Source organism: Phyllobacterium sp. NPDC097923, from assembly GCF_044760925.1.
Lineage (GTDB): Bacteria > Pseudomonadota > Alphaproteobacteria > Rhizobiales > Rhizobiaceae > Phyllobacterium > Phyllobacterium calauticae.
Genome location: NZ_JBIWBL010000002.1, coordinates 169932 through 190421, shown reverse-complemented (window position 1 = coordinate 190421; position 20490 = coordinate 169932). Strand labels below are relative to the sequence as shown.

At 59.4% G+C, this 20490-nt stretch carries 14 protein-coding genes; 12 read left to right on the top strand and 2 right to left on the bottom strand.

Annotation, left to right across the window (positions count from 1 at the left end; all coding sequences use genetic code 11):
* Positions 1–13 precede the first annotated feature (13 nt).
* Both ACIQWS_RS13225 and ACIQWS_RS13220 read right to left on the bottom strand, forming a co-directional pair.
* A complete protein-coding gene (locus ACIQWS_RS13225) occupies positions 14–1627 on the bottom strand; it encodes a phosphoenolpyruvate carboxykinase (RefSeq protein ID WP_403179766.1) in 1614 nt (537 codons plus the stop codon).
* A 223-nt stretch (positions 1628–1850) separates the two neighbouring features.
* Positions 1851–2243, bottom strand: coding sequence for a GFA family protein (locus tag ACIQWS_RS13220; protein ID WP_403179763.1), 393 nt, complete (start codon positions 2241–2243; stop codon positions 1851–1853).
* A gap of 232 nt (positions 2244–2475) precedes the next feature.
* Here ACIQWS_RS13220 and ACIQWS_RS13215 point away from each other — a divergent pair, with 232 nt between their 5' ends.
* The 12 genes from ACIQWS_RS13215 to addA all read left to right on the top strand — a co-directional run bounded on the left by ACIQWS_RS13215 (position 2476) and on the right by addA (position 20470).
* Positions 2476–3195, top strand: coding sequence for a response regulator transcription factor (locus ACIQWS_RS13215; protein ID WP_288191879.1), 720 nt, complete (start codon positions 2476–2478; stop codon positions 3193–3195).
* 147 nt (positions 3196–3342) lie between these two features.
* Positions 3343–5130, top strand: coding sequence for a stimulus-sensing domain-containing protein (locus ACIQWS_RS13210; protein WP_403179758.1), 1788 nt, complete (start codon positions 3343–3345; stop codon positions 5128–5130).
* Positions 5130–5588 (top strand): HPr kinase/phosphatase C-terminal domain-containing protein, encoded by a 459-nt coding sequence (locus ACIQWS_RS13205; protein WP_346306557.1) that lies wholly within the window; start codon positions 5130–5132, stop codon positions 5586–5588. Before ACIQWS_RS13210 ends, ACIQWS_RS13205 begins: the two co-directional genes overlap by 1 nt.
* Before the next feature lie 184 nt (positions 5589–5772).
* Positions 5773–6174, top strand: coding sequence for a PTS sugar transporter subunit IIA (locus ACIQWS_RS13200; protein ID WP_091879322.1), 402 nt, complete (start codon positions 5773–5775; stop codon positions 6172–6174).
* A gap of 13 nt (positions 6175–6187) precedes the next feature.
* The gene (locus ACIQWS_RS13195; protein ID WP_403179753.1) at positions 6188–6502 is read left to right on the top strand and encodes an HPr family phosphocarrier protein; all 315 of its coding nucleotides are present in this window, start codon (positions 6188–6190) and stop codon (positions 6500–6502) included.
* Position 6503: 1 nt separating this feature from the next.
* A complete protein-coding gene (locus ACIQWS_RS13190; RefSeq protein WP_403179750.1) occupies positions 6504–7301 on the top strand; it encodes a glutamate racemase in 798 nt (265 codons plus the stop codon).
* Positions 7302–7443: 142 nt separating this feature from the next.
* Complete coding sequence (ahcY, locus tag ACIQWS_RS13185; RefSeq protein ID WP_223613974.1) at positions 7444–8844, top strand: adenosylhomocysteinase; 1401 nt, start codon at positions 7444–7446, stop codon at positions 8842–8844.
* A gap of 207 nt (positions 8845–9051) precedes the next feature.
* Positions 9052–11583: an ATP-binding protein gene (locus ACIQWS_RS13180; RefSeq protein ID WP_403179744.1), complete on the top strand. Its 2532-nt coding sequence runs from the start codon at positions 9052–9054 to the stop codon at positions 11581–11583.
* A 7-nt stretch (positions 11584–11590) separates the two neighbouring features.
* Positions 11591–13102, top strand: a complete 1512-nt coding sequence (gene tsaE / locus ACIQWS_RS13175) for a tRNA (adenosine(37)-N6)-threonylcarbamoyltransferase complex ATPase subunit type 1 TsaE (protein WP_403179739.1) — start codon at positions 11591–11593, stop codon at positions 13100–13102.
* Positions 13103–13834, top strand: a complete 732-nt coding sequence (locus ACIQWS_RS13170) for a nucleotidyltransferase family protein (protein ID WP_403179737.1) — start codon at positions 13103–13105, stop codon at positions 13832–13834.
* Positions 13827–16970, top strand: coding sequence for a double-strand break repair protein AddB (gene addB, locus ACIQWS_RS13165; RefSeq protein WP_403179734.1), 3144 nt, complete (start codon positions 13827–13829; stop codon positions 16968–16970). The genes ACIQWS_RS13170 and addB overlap by 8 nt, the downstream gene beginning before the upstream one ends.
* Positions 16967–20470 (top strand): double-strand break repair helicase AddA, encoded by a 3504-nt coding sequence (gene addA / locus ACIQWS_RS13160; protein WP_403179729.1) that lies wholly within the window; start codon positions 16967–16969, stop codon positions 20468–20470. The genes addB and addA overlap by 4 nt, the downstream gene beginning before the upstream one ends.
* The last annotated feature ends 20 nt before the right edge of the window (positions 20471–20490 follow it).

Sequence of the window (20490 nt, the reverse complement as noted above, 5' to 3'; positions counted from 1 at the left end):
AATGGGCGTTGGATTATTCGGCAGCAACCGGCGTGTGCGGCGCCGCAGCGCGGATATCGCTATCGACGTGGCTTTCAAATTTGCCGAAATTGATGACGAACATGTCAACCAGTTTCTTGGCCTGCAAGTCATAGGCCTGCTTGTCTGCCCAGGTCGAGCGCGGATCGAGAATGGCTTCGTCCACGCCTGGAACCGCCACAGGCACGGCAAAACCGAAGTTCGGATCGGTGCGGAACTCGGCGCCTTTAAGCGAACCGTCGAGTGCTGCGGTCAGAAGTGCGCGGGTTGCCTTGATGGGCATGCGCTTGCCTGTGCCATAGGCGCCGCCGGTCCATCCGGTGTTCACCAGCCAGCAGTCCACCCCATGTTCGGCGATGAGCTGACGCAGCAGATTGCCATATTCGGAGGGGTGGCGCGGCATGAACGGCGCACCGAAGCAGGTCGAGAAGGTGGCTTCGGGTTCCGTTACACCGCGCTCCGTACCGGCGACCTTTGCCGTGTAGCCGGACAGGAAGTGGTACATGGCCTGTGCCGGGGTCAGCTTGGCAATGGGCGGCATGACGCCGAAAGCATCCGCCGTCAGCATAATGATGTTCTTCGGATGGCTTGCCTTGCCGGTCTTGGATGCATTCGGAATGAAATCCAAGGGATAGGCGCAGCGGGTGTTTTCAGTCAGGGAGCCATCGTTGAAATCCGGAACCCGGTTTTCATCAAGCACGACATTTTCAAGCACCGTACCGAAACGCTGCGTCGTTGCGTAGATTTCCGGTTCGGCTTCGGCCGAAAGGCGGATTGTCTTGGCATAGCAGCCGCCCTCGAAGTTGAAAACGCCGTGCTCACCCCAGCCGTGTTCGTCATCGCCGATCAATGTCCGCGACGGATCAGCCGAAAGTGTTGTTTTGCCGGTGCCGGAAAGACCGAAAAAGACCGCTGTATCGCCAGCCGGACCTTCATTGGCCGAGCAGTGCATGGGCATAACGCCCTTTGCAGGCAGGAGATAGTTCAGCGCGGTGAAAACCGATTTCTTCATTTCGCCGGCATAGGCCGAACCGCCGATGAGAACGATCATCCGCGTCAGGTCGACGGCAATGACCGTTTCCGTGCGTGTTCCATGCCGCTTGGGGTCGGCGCGGAACGACGGCAGGTCGATAATCGTCATCTTGGGTACGAAACTTGCCAGCGCATCGCGATCCGGCCGGATCAGAAGATTGCGGATGAACAGCGAATGCCAGGCGAATTCGGTGATAACGCGCGTGTTCAGGCTGTAATCAGTGTCCGCACCGCCGATGAGGTCCTGGACGAACACTTCCTTGCCTTTGGCATGCTCGGCAAAATCCGCATAGAGCAGGGCGAAAGCTTCCGGGGTCATCGGGGCGTTGTTGTCCCACCAGACGTGATTTTCCGTCGATGCATCGCGCACGACAAACTTGTCCTTCGGCGAGCGGCCGGTGTGCTGGCCTGTTCTTGCGACTAGCGCTCCCTGTGCTGTCAGCTGCGCTTCGCCGCGCCGCAATGTCTCCTCATAGAGCTCAGCGGCCCCGAAATTATAATAGACCGCCGAAAGCTCCTTCAAGCCTGAGGTGCCGAGCGCGATCGCCGCGTTATGGATACCGGTCTCTCTAGTCATGTGTCCGCCGTTGTTTAAGAAGGTTCAGGGGTCGAATTCAGATGTGCCGCCTCATGCATCTTCCAGCATGAATGCGGTTACATCTGGTCAAAAGCAGAAAAAATGAGCAGTATCAAATGTTTAATCGATTTAAAGAATTTAAATTTCTTTTAAATCGTTTTAAAGCGACAAAATCCACAGGTCAGCGCTGCCGCTGGTTTCGTCCGCGCACCGGTCGTGCGACCTATTCCTCGAAACGGCTCGCTGTGTCACGATCGCGGTCGTATCGTTTCGCAAGCGGAAATGGCGGCAACCAGGACTCGCGACGGACGGTCCAGAGTTCATAGGTAGGCTTCAGTTGGTCGGGGGCATCCAGTGAGCCGAGGTTCACTTCGATTTCGTCTGCGGTGCACGCAAATATGGACGAGCCGCAGCGAGGACAGAAAAACCGCCCGGCGTAGTCGCGCGTTTCACCGTCGATCATCACCGCATCCCGGGGGAAAATCGCTGACGCATGAAAAAGGGCTCCATGATGTTTGCGGCAGTCGAGACAGTGACAAAGGCCAACCCGGTATGGGAGCCCTGACGCTACAAACCGAACGTTGCCGCACAGGCAACCACCGGTGAATCGGTCCATGCGCACCTCCTTTGAAGTCGAGCGGGTGGAATGTTTACGACGAACAGCACTGTCATGGCAATTGATCGCCAAGGGCCAGAAACCAAATGCATCCAAAGCGCGCAATTGCCTGCGGCCGTCATGCGGAAATCACAAAGGGTGACACGAGTTTTGATCTGTGCCACATTTTGTACCCAATTTGTCCGGCACAAGCACGGTCGGATTTAACCTTTTAAACAAGGAAAAGCAGGGCATGAGGGAAGTACCCGCAATGCAGACCATTGCGCTCGTTGATGACGATCGCAACATTCTGACGTCCGTATCGATCGCGCTTGAATCGGAAGGTTACCGCGTCGAGACCTACACCGATGGCGCGTCTGCACTCGATGGGTTGATGGCACGTCCGCCCAATCTGGCCATTTTCGATATCAAGATGCCGCGGATGGACGGTATGGAACTCCTGCGTCGCCTGCGCCAGAAATCCGATTTGCCGGTGATCTTCCTGACATCCAAGGATGACGAGATCGACGAGCTGTTCGGCCTCAAGATGGGCGCCGATGACTTCATTACAAAGCCGTTCTCGCAGCGGCTTCTGGTCGAGCGCGTCAAGGCGGTGCTGCGCCGGGTCGCTGCGCGCGAAGGTGTGGCAAAGCCTGGCAGCCCTCAGGCCAAGTCGCTGGAGCGCGGTCAGCTTGTCATGGACCAGGAACGGCATACCTGCACCTGGATGGGCGAGCCGGTGACCCTGACGGTCACCGAGTTCCTTATCCTCCATTCCCTGGCGCAGCGCCCGGGCGTCGTCAAAAGCCGTGATGCGCTGATGGATGCAGCCTATGACGAACAGGTCTATGTGGATGACCGGACCATCGACAGCCACATCAAGCGCCTGCGCAAGAAGTTCAAGGTCGTCGACGATGACTTCGATATGATCGAAACACTCTATGGTGTCGGGTATCGCTTCCGCGAAACTTGATTCTGATTGTTCCTGTTGTTTGCGTATAAATGGGCCGGAGATCACGCGTAGGAATGTCAACCATGCGTGATCCGCAGTACAATAAGATTGTCTCAGCGCATTTTGAATGCGATGAGACAGCCCAATTTACGATACTCTGAGGCAGAAATGGTAGCCGGACTCCAAGGCAGCAATGTTACGCGCAAGAGCGCCGTCATGCGCCGGAAGCGTTCGCTCGCCTTGAGGCGGTTGCTGCAGCCGCTCAATCGGCTCTTCGGCAATTACCTGTTTTCCAGCCTGACCCGCCGCATTCTCTTTCTCAACCTTGCGGGTCTTGCCGTGCTTTTGTCCGGCATCATGTATCTCAATCAGTTCCGTGACGGGCTGATCGATGCCCGCGTTGAAAGCCTGATGACGCAGGGCGAGATCATCGCGGCGGCCATCGCGTCGGAAGCGACGGTCGATACGAATTCCATCACCGTCGACCCTGAAAAATTGCTGGAATTGCAGGCTGGACAGAGCATAACGCCGTCGCCCGATGTGCTGGATAATCTCGATTTTCCCATCAATCCCGAGCGCGTGGCCCCTGTCCTACGCCAGCTGATCCAGCCAACCCGCACCCGTGCACGCATTTATGACCGCGATTCGAATCTTTTGCTGGATTCACGCCATCTCTACTCCCGCGGGCAGGTGTTACGATACGAATTGCCGCCGATCGATGGCGATGAGCCCAGTTTTCTCGAGCGGTTGACCAACCGGATGACCCGGCTGCTGCGCCGGAGCGATTTGCCGATCTATCAGGAACAACCCGGCGGCAATGGCGCTTCCTTTCCTGAAATTGTGAAAGCCTTGACGGGACAGCCCGCCACCTTCGTGCGCATGACGGAAAAGGGCGAGCAGATTGTTTCGGTTGCGGTCCCGATCCAGCGCTTCCGTGCTGTTCTTGGGGTGCTTCTGCTTTCCACGGAGGGGGGCGATATCGACAAGATCGTGCAGGGCGAACGTTATGCCATTATCCGGGTGTTTACCGTCGCCGCGCTGGTTATGGCCATTCTCTCATTGTTTCTGGCATCGACCATTGCCAATCCGCTGCGCCGTCTTGCGGCGGCGGCGGACCGCGTGCGTCACGGCGTGAAAAATCGTGAGGAAATTCCGGATTTTTCCGAGCGCCAGGACGAAATCGGCCATCTCTCCACCTCCATCCGCGACATGACCAATGCGCTCTATGCCCGCATCGAATCGATCGAGAGCTTTGCCGCCGATGTCAGCCACGAATTGAAAAACCCGCTGACATCATTGCGAAGCGCCGTGGAGACGCTGCCGCTGGCCAGGAATGATGATTCGCGCAAGCGCCTGATGGATGTGATCCAGCACGATGTGCGTCGGCTGGATCGCTTGATCACGGATATTTCCGATGCGTCACGTCTCGATGCGGAGCTGGCACGCGAAGATTCCGAACATGTCGATCTCAAGTTCCTGCTGGGCAATCTCGTGACCGCTGCGCGCGAAGTACGGCGCAACAAGAAGGATACGCAGATCGAATTTGTCGTCGGCAAGCTGCCGACCAACAAGAAGGGCTTCTTCGTGGTTGGCCATGATCTGCGTCTCGGCCAGGTCGTTTCCAATCTCATCGAGAATGCACGTTCGTTCGTGCCGGAAGAGCATGGCATTATCACGGTCTCGCTGCAGCATATGGGGGACCGGGTGCGCATTCTGGTTGAAGACAATGGTCCGGGCATTCGCGTCGAACAGATCGACCGCATTTTCGAGCGTTTCTACACGGATCGCCCGTCAGGCGAAGCTTTTGGCCAGAACTCCGGCCTTGGACTCTCCATCAGCCGCCAGATCATCGAGGCGCATGGCGGCACCTTGAACGCGGAGAACATTATCGATCCCAATGATCCCGACAACTATCTCGGTGCCCGCTTCACCGCGGTTCTCCCGGCCGAGATCTGATGCGAGACGATGAAGGCGAATTGATCCACGGGAGTGCCGTGCTTGTGGGCGAGCATGGCGTCCTCATCCGTGGCGCCTCCGGTTCGGGAAAATCCTCCATCGTGCGGGCGCTGATGGACCGCGCGTCTTACAGAGGTATGTTTGCCGCCCTGGTCAGCGATGATCAATGCGCCGTGCGGGTTAAGTCGGGGCGTCTGCTCTGCACGGCTCCCGGCATTTTGCGGGGTGGATTGGAAGTTCGCGGCTCTGGATTGCATCGGGCGGATTTCGAGGAAAGTGCCATTCTCCATCTCCTGGTTGATCTGGTCGAACCGAACCAATCGGTTCGGTTTGGCGAAGATGCGGCAACGCATCTGCAAGGCGTCGCAATCGGGCATCTAATTCTGCCAAAATCGGAGATAGATGCCGCCTGCCGGGCCATCGAAGCCAGGCTGTTTCAGCAGGTATGGAAAAAATAATTGTTGTAACTCAATAAGTTGCACCGACGACCTGCGATAAAATGACTGACAGTCACGCACAAGTCATTTTTCCGCTTGCCTTCGCGATTCGTCCTGCCAAAATGCGACACCTGCCAAGTGGGGCATTCAATGCGCAGAAAAAAGCCTAAACCCAATGGGCTGGCGCAACAGGAGCAGTTTCAGAATGATCGGACTCGTGCTTGTGACGCACGGAAGACTGGCCGAGGAATTTCATCATGCTGTTGAGCATGTGGTCGGTCAGCAGGAATATTTGGAAACCGTCTCAATCGGTGCCGATGATGATATGGAGCAACGCAGGCGCGACATTGTCGATGCGGTGGCGCGTGCCGATAGCGGCAATGGCGTCATCATTTTGACAGATATGTTTGGCGGTACTCCTTCCAATCTGGCCATTTCAGTGATGGAATCAGGACGAATCGAGGTTATCGCCGGCGTCAATCTGCCCATGCTGATCAAGCTGTCGAGTGTACGCGTCACCAATGACATGGCGGCGTCGCTGCGCGAGGGGCAGGATGCCGGACGCAAATACATCAATGTGGCCAGTCAGGTGCTGACAGCCAAATAGAGGTTGAACACGCATGCGCCTGACAGGAGAAACGACCGGCACGTTTGATCCGGACAATGCGCTGGTTGCATCTTTCGAGATCATCAACCGACGCGGGCTGCATGCGCGTGCTTCCGCCAAGTTCGTCCAGCTCGTCGATGGTTACGACGCCCATGTGCGCGTCGAGAAGGACGGCATGACCGTGGGTGGAACCTCCATCATGGGGTTGATGATGCTCGCCGCCTCGCCGGGCTGCTGCATCAAGGTCAGCGCTTCAGGCCGGCAGGCCAGCGATGTGATGATAGCCCTCGGGGCACTCATCGCCGATAAGTTCGGCGAAGAAGCCTGATGTGACGCTCGTCAGCCCGATTGCTGTCTTTGATGCGGGTATCGGCAGCTATGCCATTGTCGATCTGCTCCGGCGGCGGCTTCCCAGGCAGGATATCCTCTATTTCGCCGATCGCGCCAGCTTTCCCTATGGGAGAAAACCGCGCAGCGAGTTGCTGTCCGTCATGGACCGGACGATGCGGTTCTTGATGGCGCATGAGCCCTCGGCCATCGTCGTCGCGTCGAACGTGCCGTCGATAACCGTGATGGATGACCTGAAATCCATGGTGAACGTGCCCCTCTTTGGGGTTGTGCCGCCGCTGGCGGAAGCCCTTGCGGCGACGCAAACCGGCAAGGTCGGCATCATGGGCGTGCAGTCGATGACGGGAAGCCCGCAGTTGCGGCAGTTCGTCGGCAGGCATACCGGTGATCCCGATGCCGTCGCTCTGATCGATGCCTCGCCCATGGTCGACCTTGTCGAGAATGGCGACTTTCTGTTCAATCCCGCCGCGACCCGGCAAAAGGTCGATGATTTCCTCGGCGCGGTTTTTCGCAACCATCCGGATATCGACGTGCTCACGCTGTCGAGCACGCACCTGCCGTGGCTCCGTTCCTATTTTGAGGCCAGCCGCCCTTCCTGCCGGTTTCTGGATCCGGCCGAAGCGATCGTGCAGACCATCGGCGTGGGGACGCAGGGCAGCGGCACCACCATCGCCATTGCCACCGAAAGCGCCGAATATACGCTGGATGCATTCCGGGCGATGCTGGCAAAACTGCGGATCGCCCTGCCTGTCAGTCCTGTTTCGCTGCCATTGCAATAAAACAACCGCCCTTCGGATATGCACGCATAAGGATTTCTTTATATCCCATTGTGCGCTCCGCCCTAATCTGATAGTCAACAGCAACCTCCGGTCGCCTCGGAATGGCGGCTGGACCGAAAAACAAAGACGGAGCTGACAACAGATGGCCGATAAACAGGATTTTATAGTCAAGGACCTTGAGCTGGCCGCATGGGGCCGCAAGGAAATTGAAATCGCCGAAACCGAAATGCCGGGCCTGATGGCCAGCCGCGAAGAGTTTGGCACGTCCAAGCCGCTCAAGGGCGCGCGCATCACCGGTTCGCTTCATATGACGATCCAGACCGCGGTCCTGATCGAAACGCTGCAGGCCCTGGGCGCAACCGTGCGCTGGGCATCGTGCAATATCTTCTCGACCCAGGATCACGCGGCAGCGGCAATCGCAGCCACCGGAACGCCGGTTTTCGCCGTCAAGGGCGAAACGCTGGAAGAATACTGGACCTATACCGACAAGATTTTCCAGTGGCCGGATGGCCAGCCTTCTAACATGATCCTCGATGATGGCGGCGATGCCACCATGTACATCCTGATCGGCGCGCGCGCCGAAGCCGGTGAAGACGTTCTGTCCAATCCGGGCAGCGAAGAAGAAGAGATCCTCTTTGCGCAGATCAAGAAGCGTATGAAGGAAACGCCTGGTTTCTTCACCAAGCAGCGCGATGCGATCAAGGGTGTCACGGAAGAAACGACAACCGGTGTGAACCGTCTGTACCAGTTGCAGAAGAAGGGCCTCCTGCCTTTCCCGGCAATCAACGTCAACGACAGCGTCACCAAGTCGAAGTTCGACAACAAGTATGGCTGCAAGGAATCGCTGGTGGATGGTATCCGCCGCGCTACCGACGTCATGATGGCCGGCAAGGTTGCCGTGGTTTGCGGTTACGGTGACGTGGGCAAGGGTTCGGCCCAGTCGCTCCTCGGTGCCGGTGCACGCGTCAAGGTCACGGAAGTTGATCCGATCTGCGCGCTGCAGGCTGCGATGGATGGTTTCGAAGTGGTCACGCTTGAAGATGCCGCACCGACCGCCGACATCATCATCACCACGACCGGCAACAAGGATGTCATCAAGCTCGATGACATGCGCAAGATGAAGGACATGGTGATCGTCGGTAACATCGGTCACTTCGACAACGAGATCCAGGTCTCGGCACTGCGCAACCTCAAGTGGAACAACATCAAGCCGCAGGTCGACATGATCTCGTTCCCGGACGGCAAGCGCATGCTGCTTCTCTCCGAAGGTCGTCTGCTCAATCTGGGCAACGCAACGGGACATCCGAGCTTCGTCATGTCCGCATCGTTCACCAACCAGGTTCTGGCTCAGATCGAGCTCTACAGCCGCGGCGAGCAGTACAAGAATGAGGTCTACGTCCTGCCGAAGCATCTCGACGAAAAGGTCGCGCGCCTGCATCTCGATAAGCTTGGTGCGAAATTGACGACCCTTTCGGACGAACAGGCTGCCTATATCGGTGTCACACCGAATGGTCCTTTCAAGTCGGACCACTACAGATATTAATCTGTTAACCAGTACACACAATATATGGAAGCCGAAGGATTGACAAATTCTTCGGCTTTCTTTTTTGCGCGGAGTTCTTCCCGTCGATTCGCCAAGGGTTTATTGTAGTGATTCGGGATAGCTTTCTTCCAGATGGGCCAAATGGTTGGATCAATCAGATGGGTTGGAACATGAGATATCTGTCAGAATGGGGCGACGACGGTTGATATGAAGATTGGTGATGGGGATGTTCGCGGGAAAGAGGCAACACGCGGAAAGCGGGTGCTGAAGAAACTGCGGACTGTGCTGGCGGGAGCCGGCTCGAGTGTTTCTATCCTTGGCGCCATGTCTTCCGCTGCTCATGCCGATGATCCGCTTGGCAAGATCAACACCCCATTCGGGGTTGCATTCGGCACGTTCGAAGTCATCCAGTTTGCCATGTTCCTCGGCGCGATGGGCGCGGCCCTGTTGTCGGCGGGCTGGCTGATCCGCGAGCGCAGCCGCATTGCCAGCGAGAATCGCCAGTTGCGCGACAAGGTCGCCGATCTCAATGTCGCGGTTCAGCGCGGCGAAGCGCTGCTCAATCTGAAGGATCAACGGGTGGTTGTATGGGAAGGCAACTCTGCAACGCCCAATCTCGTCGGCAGCCTGCCGCAGGAAATCGGGGTTCCCGAAGACCGCTCGCTGTTTCTGGCTTTTGGCCGCTGGTTGCGCATTGATTCCGCAACGTTGCTGGATCGCTCTGTCGAGGCTTTGCGCGGCAAGGCGCGTGCCTTCGATATCGTCGTCGAGACGTCGAAGGGAACGCCACTGGAGGTCCAGGGCCGTACGTCCGGCGGTTATGCCATTGTTCGTTTCATCAGCCTCGGCGAGGCGCGCGCCACCCAGGCGCTGCTGAAGACGGAAAACTATCAGCTCAACGAAGCCCTGACCACATTGCGGGGGCTGTTGGAACAACTGGAAATGCCGGCCTGGAGCCGCGACAGGAGCGGCAAGCTCAATTGGGTCAACTTGGCCTATGCCAAGGCGGTTGATGTCAGTGACGTGCATGTTGCCGTGGCGGAGACACGCGAATTGTTCGGGGTGCAGGCACGCGAGCGCATCGAGCGCGAGAAAGCGGCAAGCCGGTCTTTCCATGATGAGCTGTCGACGGTTGTCGGCGGCGATCGTCACGTGTTCCGGGTCACGGATGTCGCAAGCAGCGCCGGTTCCGCCGGTCTGGCCAATGATGTCAGCGACATTGAACTGGTGCGCGAGGAATTCAAGCGCACCGTCCTCAATCACTCGGACACGCTGGACCAGCTGAATTCGGCAGTCGCCATGTTCGATGCGAACAGGAAGCTGCAATTCTTCAATCAGGCATTTGCCAAGCTGTGGGGGCTGGAAACCTCCCTGCTGGAAAGCCGGCCCGACAATGCCATGCTGCTCGACCGCTTCCGCAGCGATGGCACGCTGCCGGAACAGCCGGATTGGCGCCGCTGGAAGGATTCCATGCTTTCGGCCTATCATTCGGTCGAATCACAGGAACATTTGTGGCATCTGACCGACGGCCGCACCTTGCGCGTCATCGTCAATCCGCAGCCCAAGGGCGGCGTCACCTGGGTTTTCGAGAACCTGACGGAAAAGCTGCAGCTGGAAAGCCGCTACAACACGCTGATCAAGGTACAGGGGCAGACGCTGGACCATCTGGCCGAAGGTGTGGCGGTGTTCGGTTCCGATGGCAAGATTCGCCTGTCCAATCCCGCCTTTGCATCGCTCTGGTCACTGAAAGCCGAACAGGTCGCCGAAGGCATGCATATCTCGGCCATCCGCCGCCTGTGCGAGCCGGTTTCCGATGCAACCCAATGGGAAAGCTTTGTGACGACCGTCACAGGCTTTGACGACAAACGGGAGTCCCTGTCAGGTCATGTCGAGCTGACGACTGGAAAAATCCTTTATTTTGCCTCTGCGCCCCTGCCAAGCGGCCAGACCATGCTGACCTTCGTCGACGTGACGGATTCCGTGCGGGTTGAACGGGCGCTGAAGGAAAAGAACGAGGCGCTGGAGCGCACGGATGAACTGAAGAACGATTTCGTCCAGCATGTCTCCTACGAGCTGCGTTCGCCGCTGACCAACATCATGGGCTTCACCGAACTGCTGCAGACGCCGATGACCGGCCCGCTCAACGAGCGTCAGCGCGATTATCTCGACCATATCGGCACATCGTCCTCGGTCCTGCTGACCATCGTCAATGATATTCTCGATCTTGCCACGGTCGATGCCGGTATCATGGAGCTGGATATCAGTGACGTCTCCGTTGCCGATGCCGTCGCCACTGCCTCCGAAAAAGTAGCCGAACGCCTCAATGAGCATAACATCCTGCTCGACACCCGCATTGCATCCGGCGCGGGTTCTTTCCGTGCCGATGCCAGCCGCGTCAAGCAGGTGCTCGCCAATCTGCTCAGCAATGCCGCCAATTATGCACCCGAAGGCAGCACGATCACACTGACCTGCGGGCGGGAACACAATGAGATGGTTTTCAGCGTTCAGGACAACGGACCCGGCATGCCGGACTATGTGCTCGACAGTATTTTCAAGCGGTTCCAGCCCTATCCGAACGGTGGCCGCAAGCGCGGTGCCGGTCTTGGTCTTTCCATCGTCAAAGGCTTTGTGGAGCTGCATGGCGGCAAGGTCGATATCAGCAGCGCCGCGGGCAGGGGCACGCTGGTGACCTGCCGGTTCCCGCTGGAAGCACGCACCTTCAGCATCGCTGCTGAATAAGGCGCCCATGACGTCCCTGACACTCCAGCTTGCAACGGCAGAAGACACGGAACGGCTTGGTCAGGACATCGGGCTGGCTCTGGTCAAGGGCGATCTTGTCACGCTGTCCGGCGATCTGGGGGCCGGCAAATCGACGCTGGCCCGCGGGCTGATCCGCACTATAGCCAACGACAGTGCCTATGAGGTTCCAAGCCCCACCTTCACGATCGTGCAATCCTATCCGGAACTGCGTTTGCCGATCAGTCACGTGGATTTATACCGGCTGTCTTCCAGCGAAGAAATCGACGAGCTTGGGCTGGACGAAGCACTGGAGGACGGCGCAGTTCTGGTGGAGTGGCCGGAGCGGGCCGATGACGTGCTGGCCAAGCCGGCAATCCGCATCAATCTGCTCCATGATGGCAATGGCCGCACGGTCGAGATTGACGGGGAAGACGCCGCCCTTGCAAGGCTGCAGCGCTCTCTCGCCATACGCACATTCCTTGGCCGCGCGGGATATACCGATGCAGACCGCCGCTATCTGCTTGGCGATGCCTCCGCACGCGGCTACGAGACGATCGATACCGGCTGTGAACGTCCGCTGATCCTGATGAACTCGCCCTATAATCCCGGCGGACCGATCCTGCGCGACGGCAAGACCTATATGCAGATCGCCCATCTTTCCCAGTCGGTGACGGCATTCGTAGCCGTCAATCATCTCTTGCGGTCCAATGGCTTCTATGTTCCGCAGATCATGTCCGACGATCTCGACAACGGCTTCCTGTTGCTCGAGAATCTTGGAAATGAAGGCATACTCGATGCGGATGGCGCCCCCATCGTCGAACGGTACGAGGCGTCCGTGCGGCTGCTGGCGCGCATGCATGAGCGTTCCTGGGCGCGCGACGTCGAGATTGCCAAAGGCTATACCCATCATATCCATGATTTCGACCACGACGCCATGATGATCGAAGTGGAACTTCTGTCGGATTGGTATGTTCCGCGGATGGCAGGTTTCCGGCTGGCGCCGGAACAGAAGGCAACGTACGTTGCCGCTTGGGATCAGGTGTTTAGTCGGCTTCAGTCTTCGGAAAAAAGCCTGGTTCAGCGCGATTTCCATTCTCCCAACATTCTCTGGCGCAGCGAGGCCAGCGGCATCGACCGCGTCGGGCTCCTCGATTTTCAGGATGCGATGATTGGCCCATCCGCCTATGACGTGGCGTCTCTGGTGCTCGATGCGCGCGTAACGGTCGAGCCTGAACTTCAGCAATATTTGCTGGCCGCTTATATCGAGGAACGGCAGTTCCGCGACAGTTCTTTCAATGAAAGCGCCTTCCTGGAGGCCTTTTCCATCATGGCGGCGCAGCGCAATGCCAAGATTCTGGGAATTTTTGTGCGGCTGGATGAACGCGACGGCAAACCCTATTATCTCAAGCACCTTCCGCGCATCCAGGCTTATCTGGCCGGCGCTCTCGACCATCCGTCATTGGCGCCGGTCCGCGAATGGTGCGAAAAGATGGACCTTCTTTCCCTGGAGCTGCAGTGAATGACGATACCCGATACGGCGATGCTTCTGGCTGCGGGCCTCGGAAAGCGTTTGCGTCCCATTACCGATACGATGCCAAAACCATTGGTAAGGATAGCCGGCAAATCATTGATCGATTGGGGACTTGATGCTCTCAATGCGGCAGGTGTTGCCCGCGCGGTGGTCAATGTTCATTATCTCGCCGACCAGATGGAACGGCATCTCGGATCGCGGCGCTCGCCGGCAATCGCCATATCGGACGAGCGGACTGAACTGCTCGATTCGGCTGGCGGCATCGTCAAAGCCCTGCCCCTGATAGGTCAGGATGCCTTTTACATTCTCAACGCCGATACATTCTGGATCGACGGGCCCCGCCCCAATCTTGTCCGTCTCGCCGAAGCATGGGATGCTTCGAAAATGGACATTCTAGTGATGGTGGCACGCATGGATCAGGCGACCGGCTATGAAGGCCGCGGCGATTTTACCTTGGATGCCGAGGGAAGGCTGCAGCGCTTCCGCGAAGGTGACACATCGCCCTATATTTATGCCGGGGCTGCGATCACGCATCCGCGTCTCTTTGAAGGAAAGCCGGTGGCGCGCGCGTCGCTCAATCGCTATTTCGATGAAGCCATCGCTGCCGGGCGTCTCTTCGGGATGCCGATGCAGGGCCATTGGCTGACTGTCGGCACGCCCGAGGCGATCGGAGAGGCGGAAGCCGTGATTGCCGGCCTCGGGCAGGAGACCCATGGTTGAGCGCCACAGTCCACGCATTTTCTCGATAGCTCCCGGAGATCCGTTTCTTCCCGCTCTGGTCGACGCGGTTCTGTCCGGCAATCTCATTCCCGGTTTTCCGGCCAACCCTGCCGATCCGCTGGCGCTTGCCCGGGCGACGATTTATGTGCCGACCCGCCGCGCGGCGCGGACCCTGCGCTCGCTGCTTGTCGAAAAGAGTCCGGTGAAATCCGCGATCCTCCCCGTTATCCGCCCGCTCGGTGACGTGGATGAAGATGCAGCGATGTTCGATATGGGGTCGGACGCGTTTTTCGATCTGCTGCCACCGGTCAGTTCGACAGAACGGCTGCTTCTGCTTGCACGGCTGGTACGGCCGTGGCGGGAGCGCCTGCCGGAGCATGTCCGCGCCCTGTTCGGCAATGAGGATATCGCCATTCCGGCGACCACGGCGGATGCCATCTGGCTGGCGCGCGATCTGGCCGGGCTCATGGATCAGGTGGAGACCGAGGCAAGTGGCTGGAGCACGCTGTCGAACATTGTTTCGGAGGAACTGCCGGAGTGGTGGCAGGTAACATTGGATTTCCTCAACATCGTCACCAGTCTCTGGCCGGATATTCTCAATGAGCGGCACCGCTCCAATCCCGCCGCCCACCGCAATCAACTGATTGAACTGGAAGCAGAGCGGCTTCTGCGCAGCCCGCCCGATGGCCCGGTCATCGCCGCGGGTTCCACCGGCTCGATCCCAGCCACGGCACATCTTCTCAGCGCAATCGCCGCCCTGCCGCAAGGTGCGGTGGTCCTGCCGGGACTTGATCGCGACATGGATGAGCCGAGCTGGCAGGTGCTGGCCAACACACAGGACAATCCGTCCATCTTTGGACATCCGCAATTCGGCCTGAGGAAGCTTCTGGCCGAGCTTGGCGTCCTGCGCCAGGACGTTGTCCGTCTCGGCACGGTCAGCCCGCAGAAGCGCGCGCGCGAGCATCTGCTGGCGGAAGCCATGCGCCCTGCCGAAACAAGCGAGGCGTGGAGTGCGATCAACCGGGAAAGCAACGCGTTTTCTGCGGCGGTCGCGCCCGTCGCCCTGATCGAGGCAGCCAATGAGCGTGAGGAAGCGCTCGCAGTGGCGATCGCTCTGCGCGATGCCATCGAAGCGCCTGACAAGACGGCGGCACTCATTACGGCAGATCGGGACCTCGCCCGACGTGTGGCCAGTGAACTCGCGCGTTTCAACATTGCCGCCGATGATTCCGGCGGTCATGCCCTGCGCGAAACCCAGCCGGCAACGCTCTTGCGCCTCACCCTGGAAACGGTGTTCAATCCGGGTGACCCTGTCGTGCTGCTGGCCTTGCTCAAACATCCGCTGACGCGGCTCGGCATGGACCGCAACGCCGTCCGGCAGGCGGCAGAAACCATTGAAGTCATTGCCCTGCGCGGCGGCACCGGACGCGCGACCCTGGCAGGACTGGCTGAATTCTTCGAGCGGCGTCTTGCCGAAGGCAGTACGGCTCCATTCGAGCCTGCCTGGCTGCGCCAGATTTCCGCGCAGCGGATTGAGGCCGCGCGGACCGTCTGCGCGGCGCTCGGGCAATGTATGCTTGAGCTCAGTGCCTTCACGCAGGTCGTCGAATCCGTGGAAATATCGGATATCGTCCGGGCGACGATTGCCAGCCTCGAAAATCTGGTCCGCGATGACAGGAGCGATATATCAGGACTGTATTCCGGAGCCGCCGGCGAACAGTTCGCCGCCTTTCTGCGCAATCTCGTGTCCGCCGATTCCGGTCTCGATTTCACGCCGGTTGAATGGCCGGCAATGATTGAAGCCCTGATGGCGGGTGAAGTGGTGAAACCCAAGGCCGGCGCTCATCCGCGCCTGTTCATCTGGGGGGCGCTGGAAGCGCGCCTGCAGACCGTCGATACCGTCATCATCGGCGGGTTGAATGAGGGATCCTGGCCCGGCAAGACCCGCAACGACCCCTTCATGTCCCGGCCGATGAAAGCGGTCATTAACCTGGAACCGCCGGAACGGCGCACCGGCCTTGCGGCGCATGATTTCCAGATGGCGCTCGGCATGGAGCGGGTCATTCTCAGCCGGGCGCAGCGCTCGGCCAATGCGCCAACCGTTGCATCGCGCTGGCTGCAGCGGCTGGAAACGGTGCTTGGCAAGAAGGCCGGTGATGAATTGCGCGCACGAGGTGCGCAATATCTGCATTGGGCCCGGGATATCGACGATGCGCCGGATGAGGACTTTGTCAAACGGCCGGAGCCAAAGCCGCCGCTCGAGGCGCGGCCAAAGCATTTTTCCGTCACGGAAATCGAAACCCTGCGGCGCGATCCCTACGCGATCTTCGCCCGGCGCATCCTGCGCCTGCGTCCCATCGAGCCGCTGATCCGCGATCCCGATGCGGCGGAGCGGGGCTCGCTGTTTCACGACATTCTGGCGCATTTTACCGAACAGGGTATCGATCCGGTTCGTGCCGATGCGGCAGCCCGGCTTTCGGAGATTGGCCGGCGCTATTTCGATGACATCGCCTTGCCAGAGGAAATCGACGCGGTGTGGTGGCCACGTTTCCTGAATCTCGTGCCCGAGTTCCTGCAATGGGAGCGCGAACGGGCGCCGTTGCTGGCCGAGCGCCATCCGGAAATCGCATCGAAGAAAATCCCGGTCGAAGCCTCGGGCGTTACGCTTTCCGGCCGCGCCGACCGTGTCGATCTGATGCGGGATGGCACGGTTGAAATCATTGACTACAAGACGGGTTCCACCCCCTCGCGCAAACAGGCCCACGTGCTGCTCTCGCCGCAGCTGGCACTGGAAGCGGCGCTTCTCGCCCGCGGTGCCTTTCACGAAGTTGGTGCACGTCAGGCCTCGGATCTGCTCTATGTGCGCTTGCGGCCAAACGGTAGGGTGGATCCCGAATCGATCCTCAAGGTGGGAACAGCGGCCAGCAAGAGCGAAAAGACTGCGCCTGAGCTGGGTGTGCTTGCATGGCTTCGTTTGAATGAACTGCTTGTTGCCTATCATGACCCGCAAAAGGGTTATCTGTCGCGCGCCCTGCCATTCAAGGAAAGCGATCTGACTGGCGATTACGATCACCTCGCGCGGGTGCTGGAATGGTCGGCGGGCGGCGCTGACGATGGCGGGGAGGGCGGGGAATGAAAAAGCCGCTCAACATCCCCAGGGAAACCATTGCCGACCAGAACAGTGCCGCCAATCCGGTGGATTCGGTCTGGGTGTCCGCCAATGCTGGGTCAGGCAAGACACACGTTCTGACTGAGCGCGTCATCCGCCTTCTGCTCGACGGCACCGATCCGTCGAAAATACTGTGTCTGACCTATACCAAGGCAGCAGCAGCCGTCATGCAGAACCGTGTCTTTGCCCGGCTTTCCGATTGGGCAACCATGGATGAGGAGGCCCTGGCGCAGACGATCGAGAAAATCGATGGCAAGCGTCCCGGACCCGCGCGGCTGGCGCAGGCACGCCGCCTGTTTGCCCGGGCATTGGAAACGCCGGGGGGACTGAAGATCCAGACGATCCACGCCTTCTGCGAGGCGATTCTGCATCAGTTTCCGCTGGAAGCGAATATTGCCGGTCATTTCGAACTGATGGACGACATGATGCAGGTGGCGCTGGTGGGGGAAGCACGCCGCCAGCTGCTCCAGACAGCGCGGCTTGACGGCAATGTCGAGCTTGCGGCCGCCTTCAACGATGTCCTCGACGCGGCCGGCGAATTCGGGTTGCAGGAACTGCTCGATGAAGCCGTCAACAAGCGCCATGACCTGACGCAGTTCATTCGTGACGTGGGTCATGATGCGCTGCGGCGTCCCCTCTTCTTTGCCCAGTTTGGCTTTACCGGCGCGGAGACGGAAGACGATATCCTGTCCACCCTCTGGCCGGTTCCGGAATTCCCGCAGGGCGTGCTGGACGATATCATGGCGGTGCCGAAGGGCGCTTCGCGGGCGCAGGAATTTGCGCTCCTGCTGCGGTTTGCCAAGGTGAATGATCAAATCGATCAGCGTGAAGAGGTGCTGCGGGCAGCGTTTCTGAAAGCGACAGGCGATCCCAAGAGCGGCAGCTATGTCGCGTCGAAGGGCGTGACCGACCGCATTCCTGATTTCATCGAACGCTATGACCGGGCAGCGGACAGGGTTTTCAACGGCCTGGACCGCCTGAAGCAGCTGCGGCAGATCCGGCTCACCCTGTCGGCACTCGTGCTGATCGACGATCTGATCGGCCGTTACCAGCAGATGAAAAGGGCGCGGGGCCTCCTCGACTTCGATGATCTGATCGTGCGCACGGTGGCGCTGCTGGCGCGGCAGGATGCCGGGCCATGGGTGCAGTACAAGCTCGACAAGGGCATTGATCACATTCTGGTCGATGAGGCGCAGGATACCAGCCCCAACCAGTGGCGGGTCATCCGCCTGCTCAGCGAGGAGTTTTTCTCCGGCAGCACCGCCCGCAATGTCCGGCGTACCCTGTTCGCCGTGGGTGATGAAAAGCAGTCCATCTATTCGTTTCAGGGCGCCATACCGGAAGATTTCGCCCGCCATGGCAAGGCAACCGAGAAAAACGCCGAAAATGCCGAGCTGAGTTTCTCCAGGGTCAATCTGAACTTCTCCTTCCGCTCCGTGCCCGACGTGCTGTCCGCGGTGGATGCCGTGTTCAAGCGGCCTGAAGCCAATCGCGGCTTTGGTGCCGATCACGGCGCGACTGTCCACACGGCGATCCGGTCCGGCGATCCCGGTGAAGTGCAGATCTGGGATATGCTGACCCCTGAAACCACGGAACAGGAGGAGGATTGGCGCACGCCGGTCGACAGCCTTCCCGCGCCGCCGGTTCGTCTTGCCGAACAGATCGCCAGGACCATCGATCTCTGGTTGAAGAACGGTGAGGTCATCGAAGGCAAGAACCGGCGTCTGCAGGCGCGCGATATCATGGTTCTTGTGCGCAAGCGCGATCAGTTCATGCCCGCCCTGTCGCGTGAGTTGAAGAAGCGCCATGTGCCGGTGGCCGGTGCTGACCGGCTCAAACTGACGGACCACATCGCCGTCAAGGATTTGATGGCACTTGGCCGTTTCATGCTCTTGCCCTCCGATGATCTGTCGCTGGCGGCATTGCTCAAGAGCCCGATCTTCAAATGGGACGATGACCAGCTTTTCCATCTGGCACACGGGCGGGCGGAAAACGAAACCCTGCATCAGCGCCTGACGATCCGGGCCAAGAGCGATCCTGCGCTGGCGGCCGTCGCCAAGCGCCTGCAGGAGTGGCGCAACCGCGCCGATACGGTGCCGGTGTTCGAATTCTACGCGGATATTCTTGGCAGTGGCGGTGCGCGGCGCGAGCTTCTGGCGCGGCTGGGGCACGAGGCTGGCGACGTCATCGACGAATTCCAGAACTATGCCATTGCCACGGAGAAGACCGGTCTTCCCGGACTGCAGGCCTTTCTGGAAACGCTCGAGGCCGCCACGCCCGAGATCAAGCGCGAACTCGACCAGAGCCGCGATGAAGTGCGCATCATGACCGTGCATGCGGCCAAAGGGCTTGAAGCTGCGGTGGTATTCCTGGTTGATTCCGGCAGTTCCGCTTCGTCGGGCGGGCGAACGCCCAATCTTCTGTCGTTCCCGATGAAAGAAGAAGAGGGATGGCAGGGCAAGGGCTTCCTTTTCGTGCCGTCCAAATCCTATGCTACCGCCTTTACCGGCTCCATCGTCGATAGTCTGAAAGTACGGTCGGAAGAGGAGTATCGCCGCCTGCTCTATGTCGGCATGACCCGTGCGGAGGATCGTCTGATCGTTTGCGGTTACCGCGGTGCCCGCCAGTCTCCGGATACCTGGCACGGTCTTGTCGATGCGGCGCTGACGGATGTGAGCGAACCGTTCGATCATCCGGTGGAGGGTGTCGTCGCAAAACGTTACCGCGAGACCGCGCGGACCGGTGGTCCGGTGCAGGAGCCGGAGTTGGTGCCGGTGGCATCGGTAATGCCTTTCCCGTCCCGGTATCGTGCGCCCATGGCAAGGGAGGCCGGGTTGCCGCGCCCGCTGGCGCCGTCCGGCGTGTCTCTTCTGATCGAGCCCGAAGAGGAAGAGCCACTGGTCACCGGCTCGCCGGTTCTCGGCGCGGAGGGCACCGATCCCGCCTTCGCGATCCGGCGCGGTACGGTCATCCATGCGCTGCTACAGACATTGCCCAATCTGCCCGTCGCCCAGCGCCGCGCTGCCGCCGACCGGTATCTCTCCCGCGCTGCCTTTGACTGGAAGCCGGAAGAAATCGAAAGCGCCCTGCAATCGGCATTCGCCGTCATGGACGATCCGCGTTTCGCGCCAGTCTTCGCGCCCGGTTCCCTCGCCGAAATCGCAGTCATGGGCACGTTGCATCTGCGCGGCAAGGATCATGCCGTATCCGGTGTCATTGACCGGCTTGCAGTGAGCGAAAGCCGTGTGCTGATCGTCGATTACAAGACCAACCGCCCGGCGCCGCGCAACCTGAAAGAAGTGCCCGACGCCTATGTGGCGCAGCTGGCACTCTACCGGCAATTGCTGGAGCCGCTTTATCCTGGAAAGAGCGTGGAGGCTGCTCTGCTGTTCACCGAAGGCCCGCATCTCATCGATATTCCGGTGAATGAGATGCAGGCTGCCCTTGCCCGTCTCACCGCATCGTGAGATGACCGAGCTTGACGCGG

What these genes read in the sequence shown, in the direction of transcription:
- addA (WP_403179729.1), top strand. Translation starts at nt 16,967, where the DNA reads ATGAAAAAGCCGCTCAACATCCCCAGGGAAACCATTGCCGACCAGAAC.
- ACIQWS_RS13225 (WP_403179766.1), bottom strand. Translation starts at nt 1,627, where the DNA reads ATGACTAGAGAGACCGGTATCCATAACGCGGCGATCGCGCTCGGCACC.
- ACIQWS_RS13205 (WP_346306557.1), top strand. Translation starts at nt 5,130, where the DNA reads ATGCGAGACGATGAAGGCGAATTGATCCACGGGAGTGCCGTGCTTGTG.
- ACIQWS_RS13195 (WP_403179753.1), top strand. Translation starts at nt 6,188, where the DNA reads ATGCGCCTGACAGGAGAAACGACCGGCACGTTTGATCCGGACAATGCG.
- ACIQWS_RS13210 (WP_403179758.1), top strand. Translation starts at nt 3,343, where the DNA reads ATGGTAGCCGGACTCCAAGGCAGCAATGTTACGCGCAAGAGCGCCGTC.
- addB (WP_403179734.1), top strand. Translation starts at nt 13,827, where the DNA reads ATGGTTGAGCGCCACAGTCCACGCATTTTCTCGATAGCTCCCGGAGAT.
- ACIQWS_RS13170 (WP_403179737.1), top strand. Translation starts at nt 13,103, where the DNA reads ATGACGATACCCGATACGGCGATGCTTCTGGCTGCGGGCCTCGGAAAG.
- ahcY (WP_223613974.1), top strand. Translation starts at nt 7,444, where the DNA reads ATGGCCGATAAACAGGATTTTATAGTCAAGGACCTTGAGCTGGCCGCA.
- ACIQWS_RS13220 (WP_403179763.1), bottom strand. Translation starts at nt 2,243, where the DNA reads ATGGACCGATTCACCGGTGGTTGCCTGTGCGGCAACGTTCGGTTTGTA.
- tsaE (WP_403179739.1), top strand. Translation starts at nt 11,591, where the DNA reads ATGACGTCCCTGACACTCCAGCTTGCAACGGCAGAAGACACGGAACGG.
- ACIQWS_RS13215 (WP_288191879.1), top strand. Translation starts at nt 2,476, where the DNA reads ATGAGGGAAGTACCCGCAATGCAGACCATTGCGCTCGTTGATGACGAT.
- ACIQWS_RS13180 (WP_403179744.1), top strand. Translation starts at nt 9,052, where the DNA reads ATGAAGATTGGTGATGGGGATGTTCGCGGGAAAGAGGCAACACGCGGA.
- ACIQWS_RS13200 (WP_091879322.1), top strand. Translation starts at nt 5,773, where the DNA reads ATGATCGGACTCGTGCTTGTGACGCACGGAAGACTGGCCGAGGAATTT.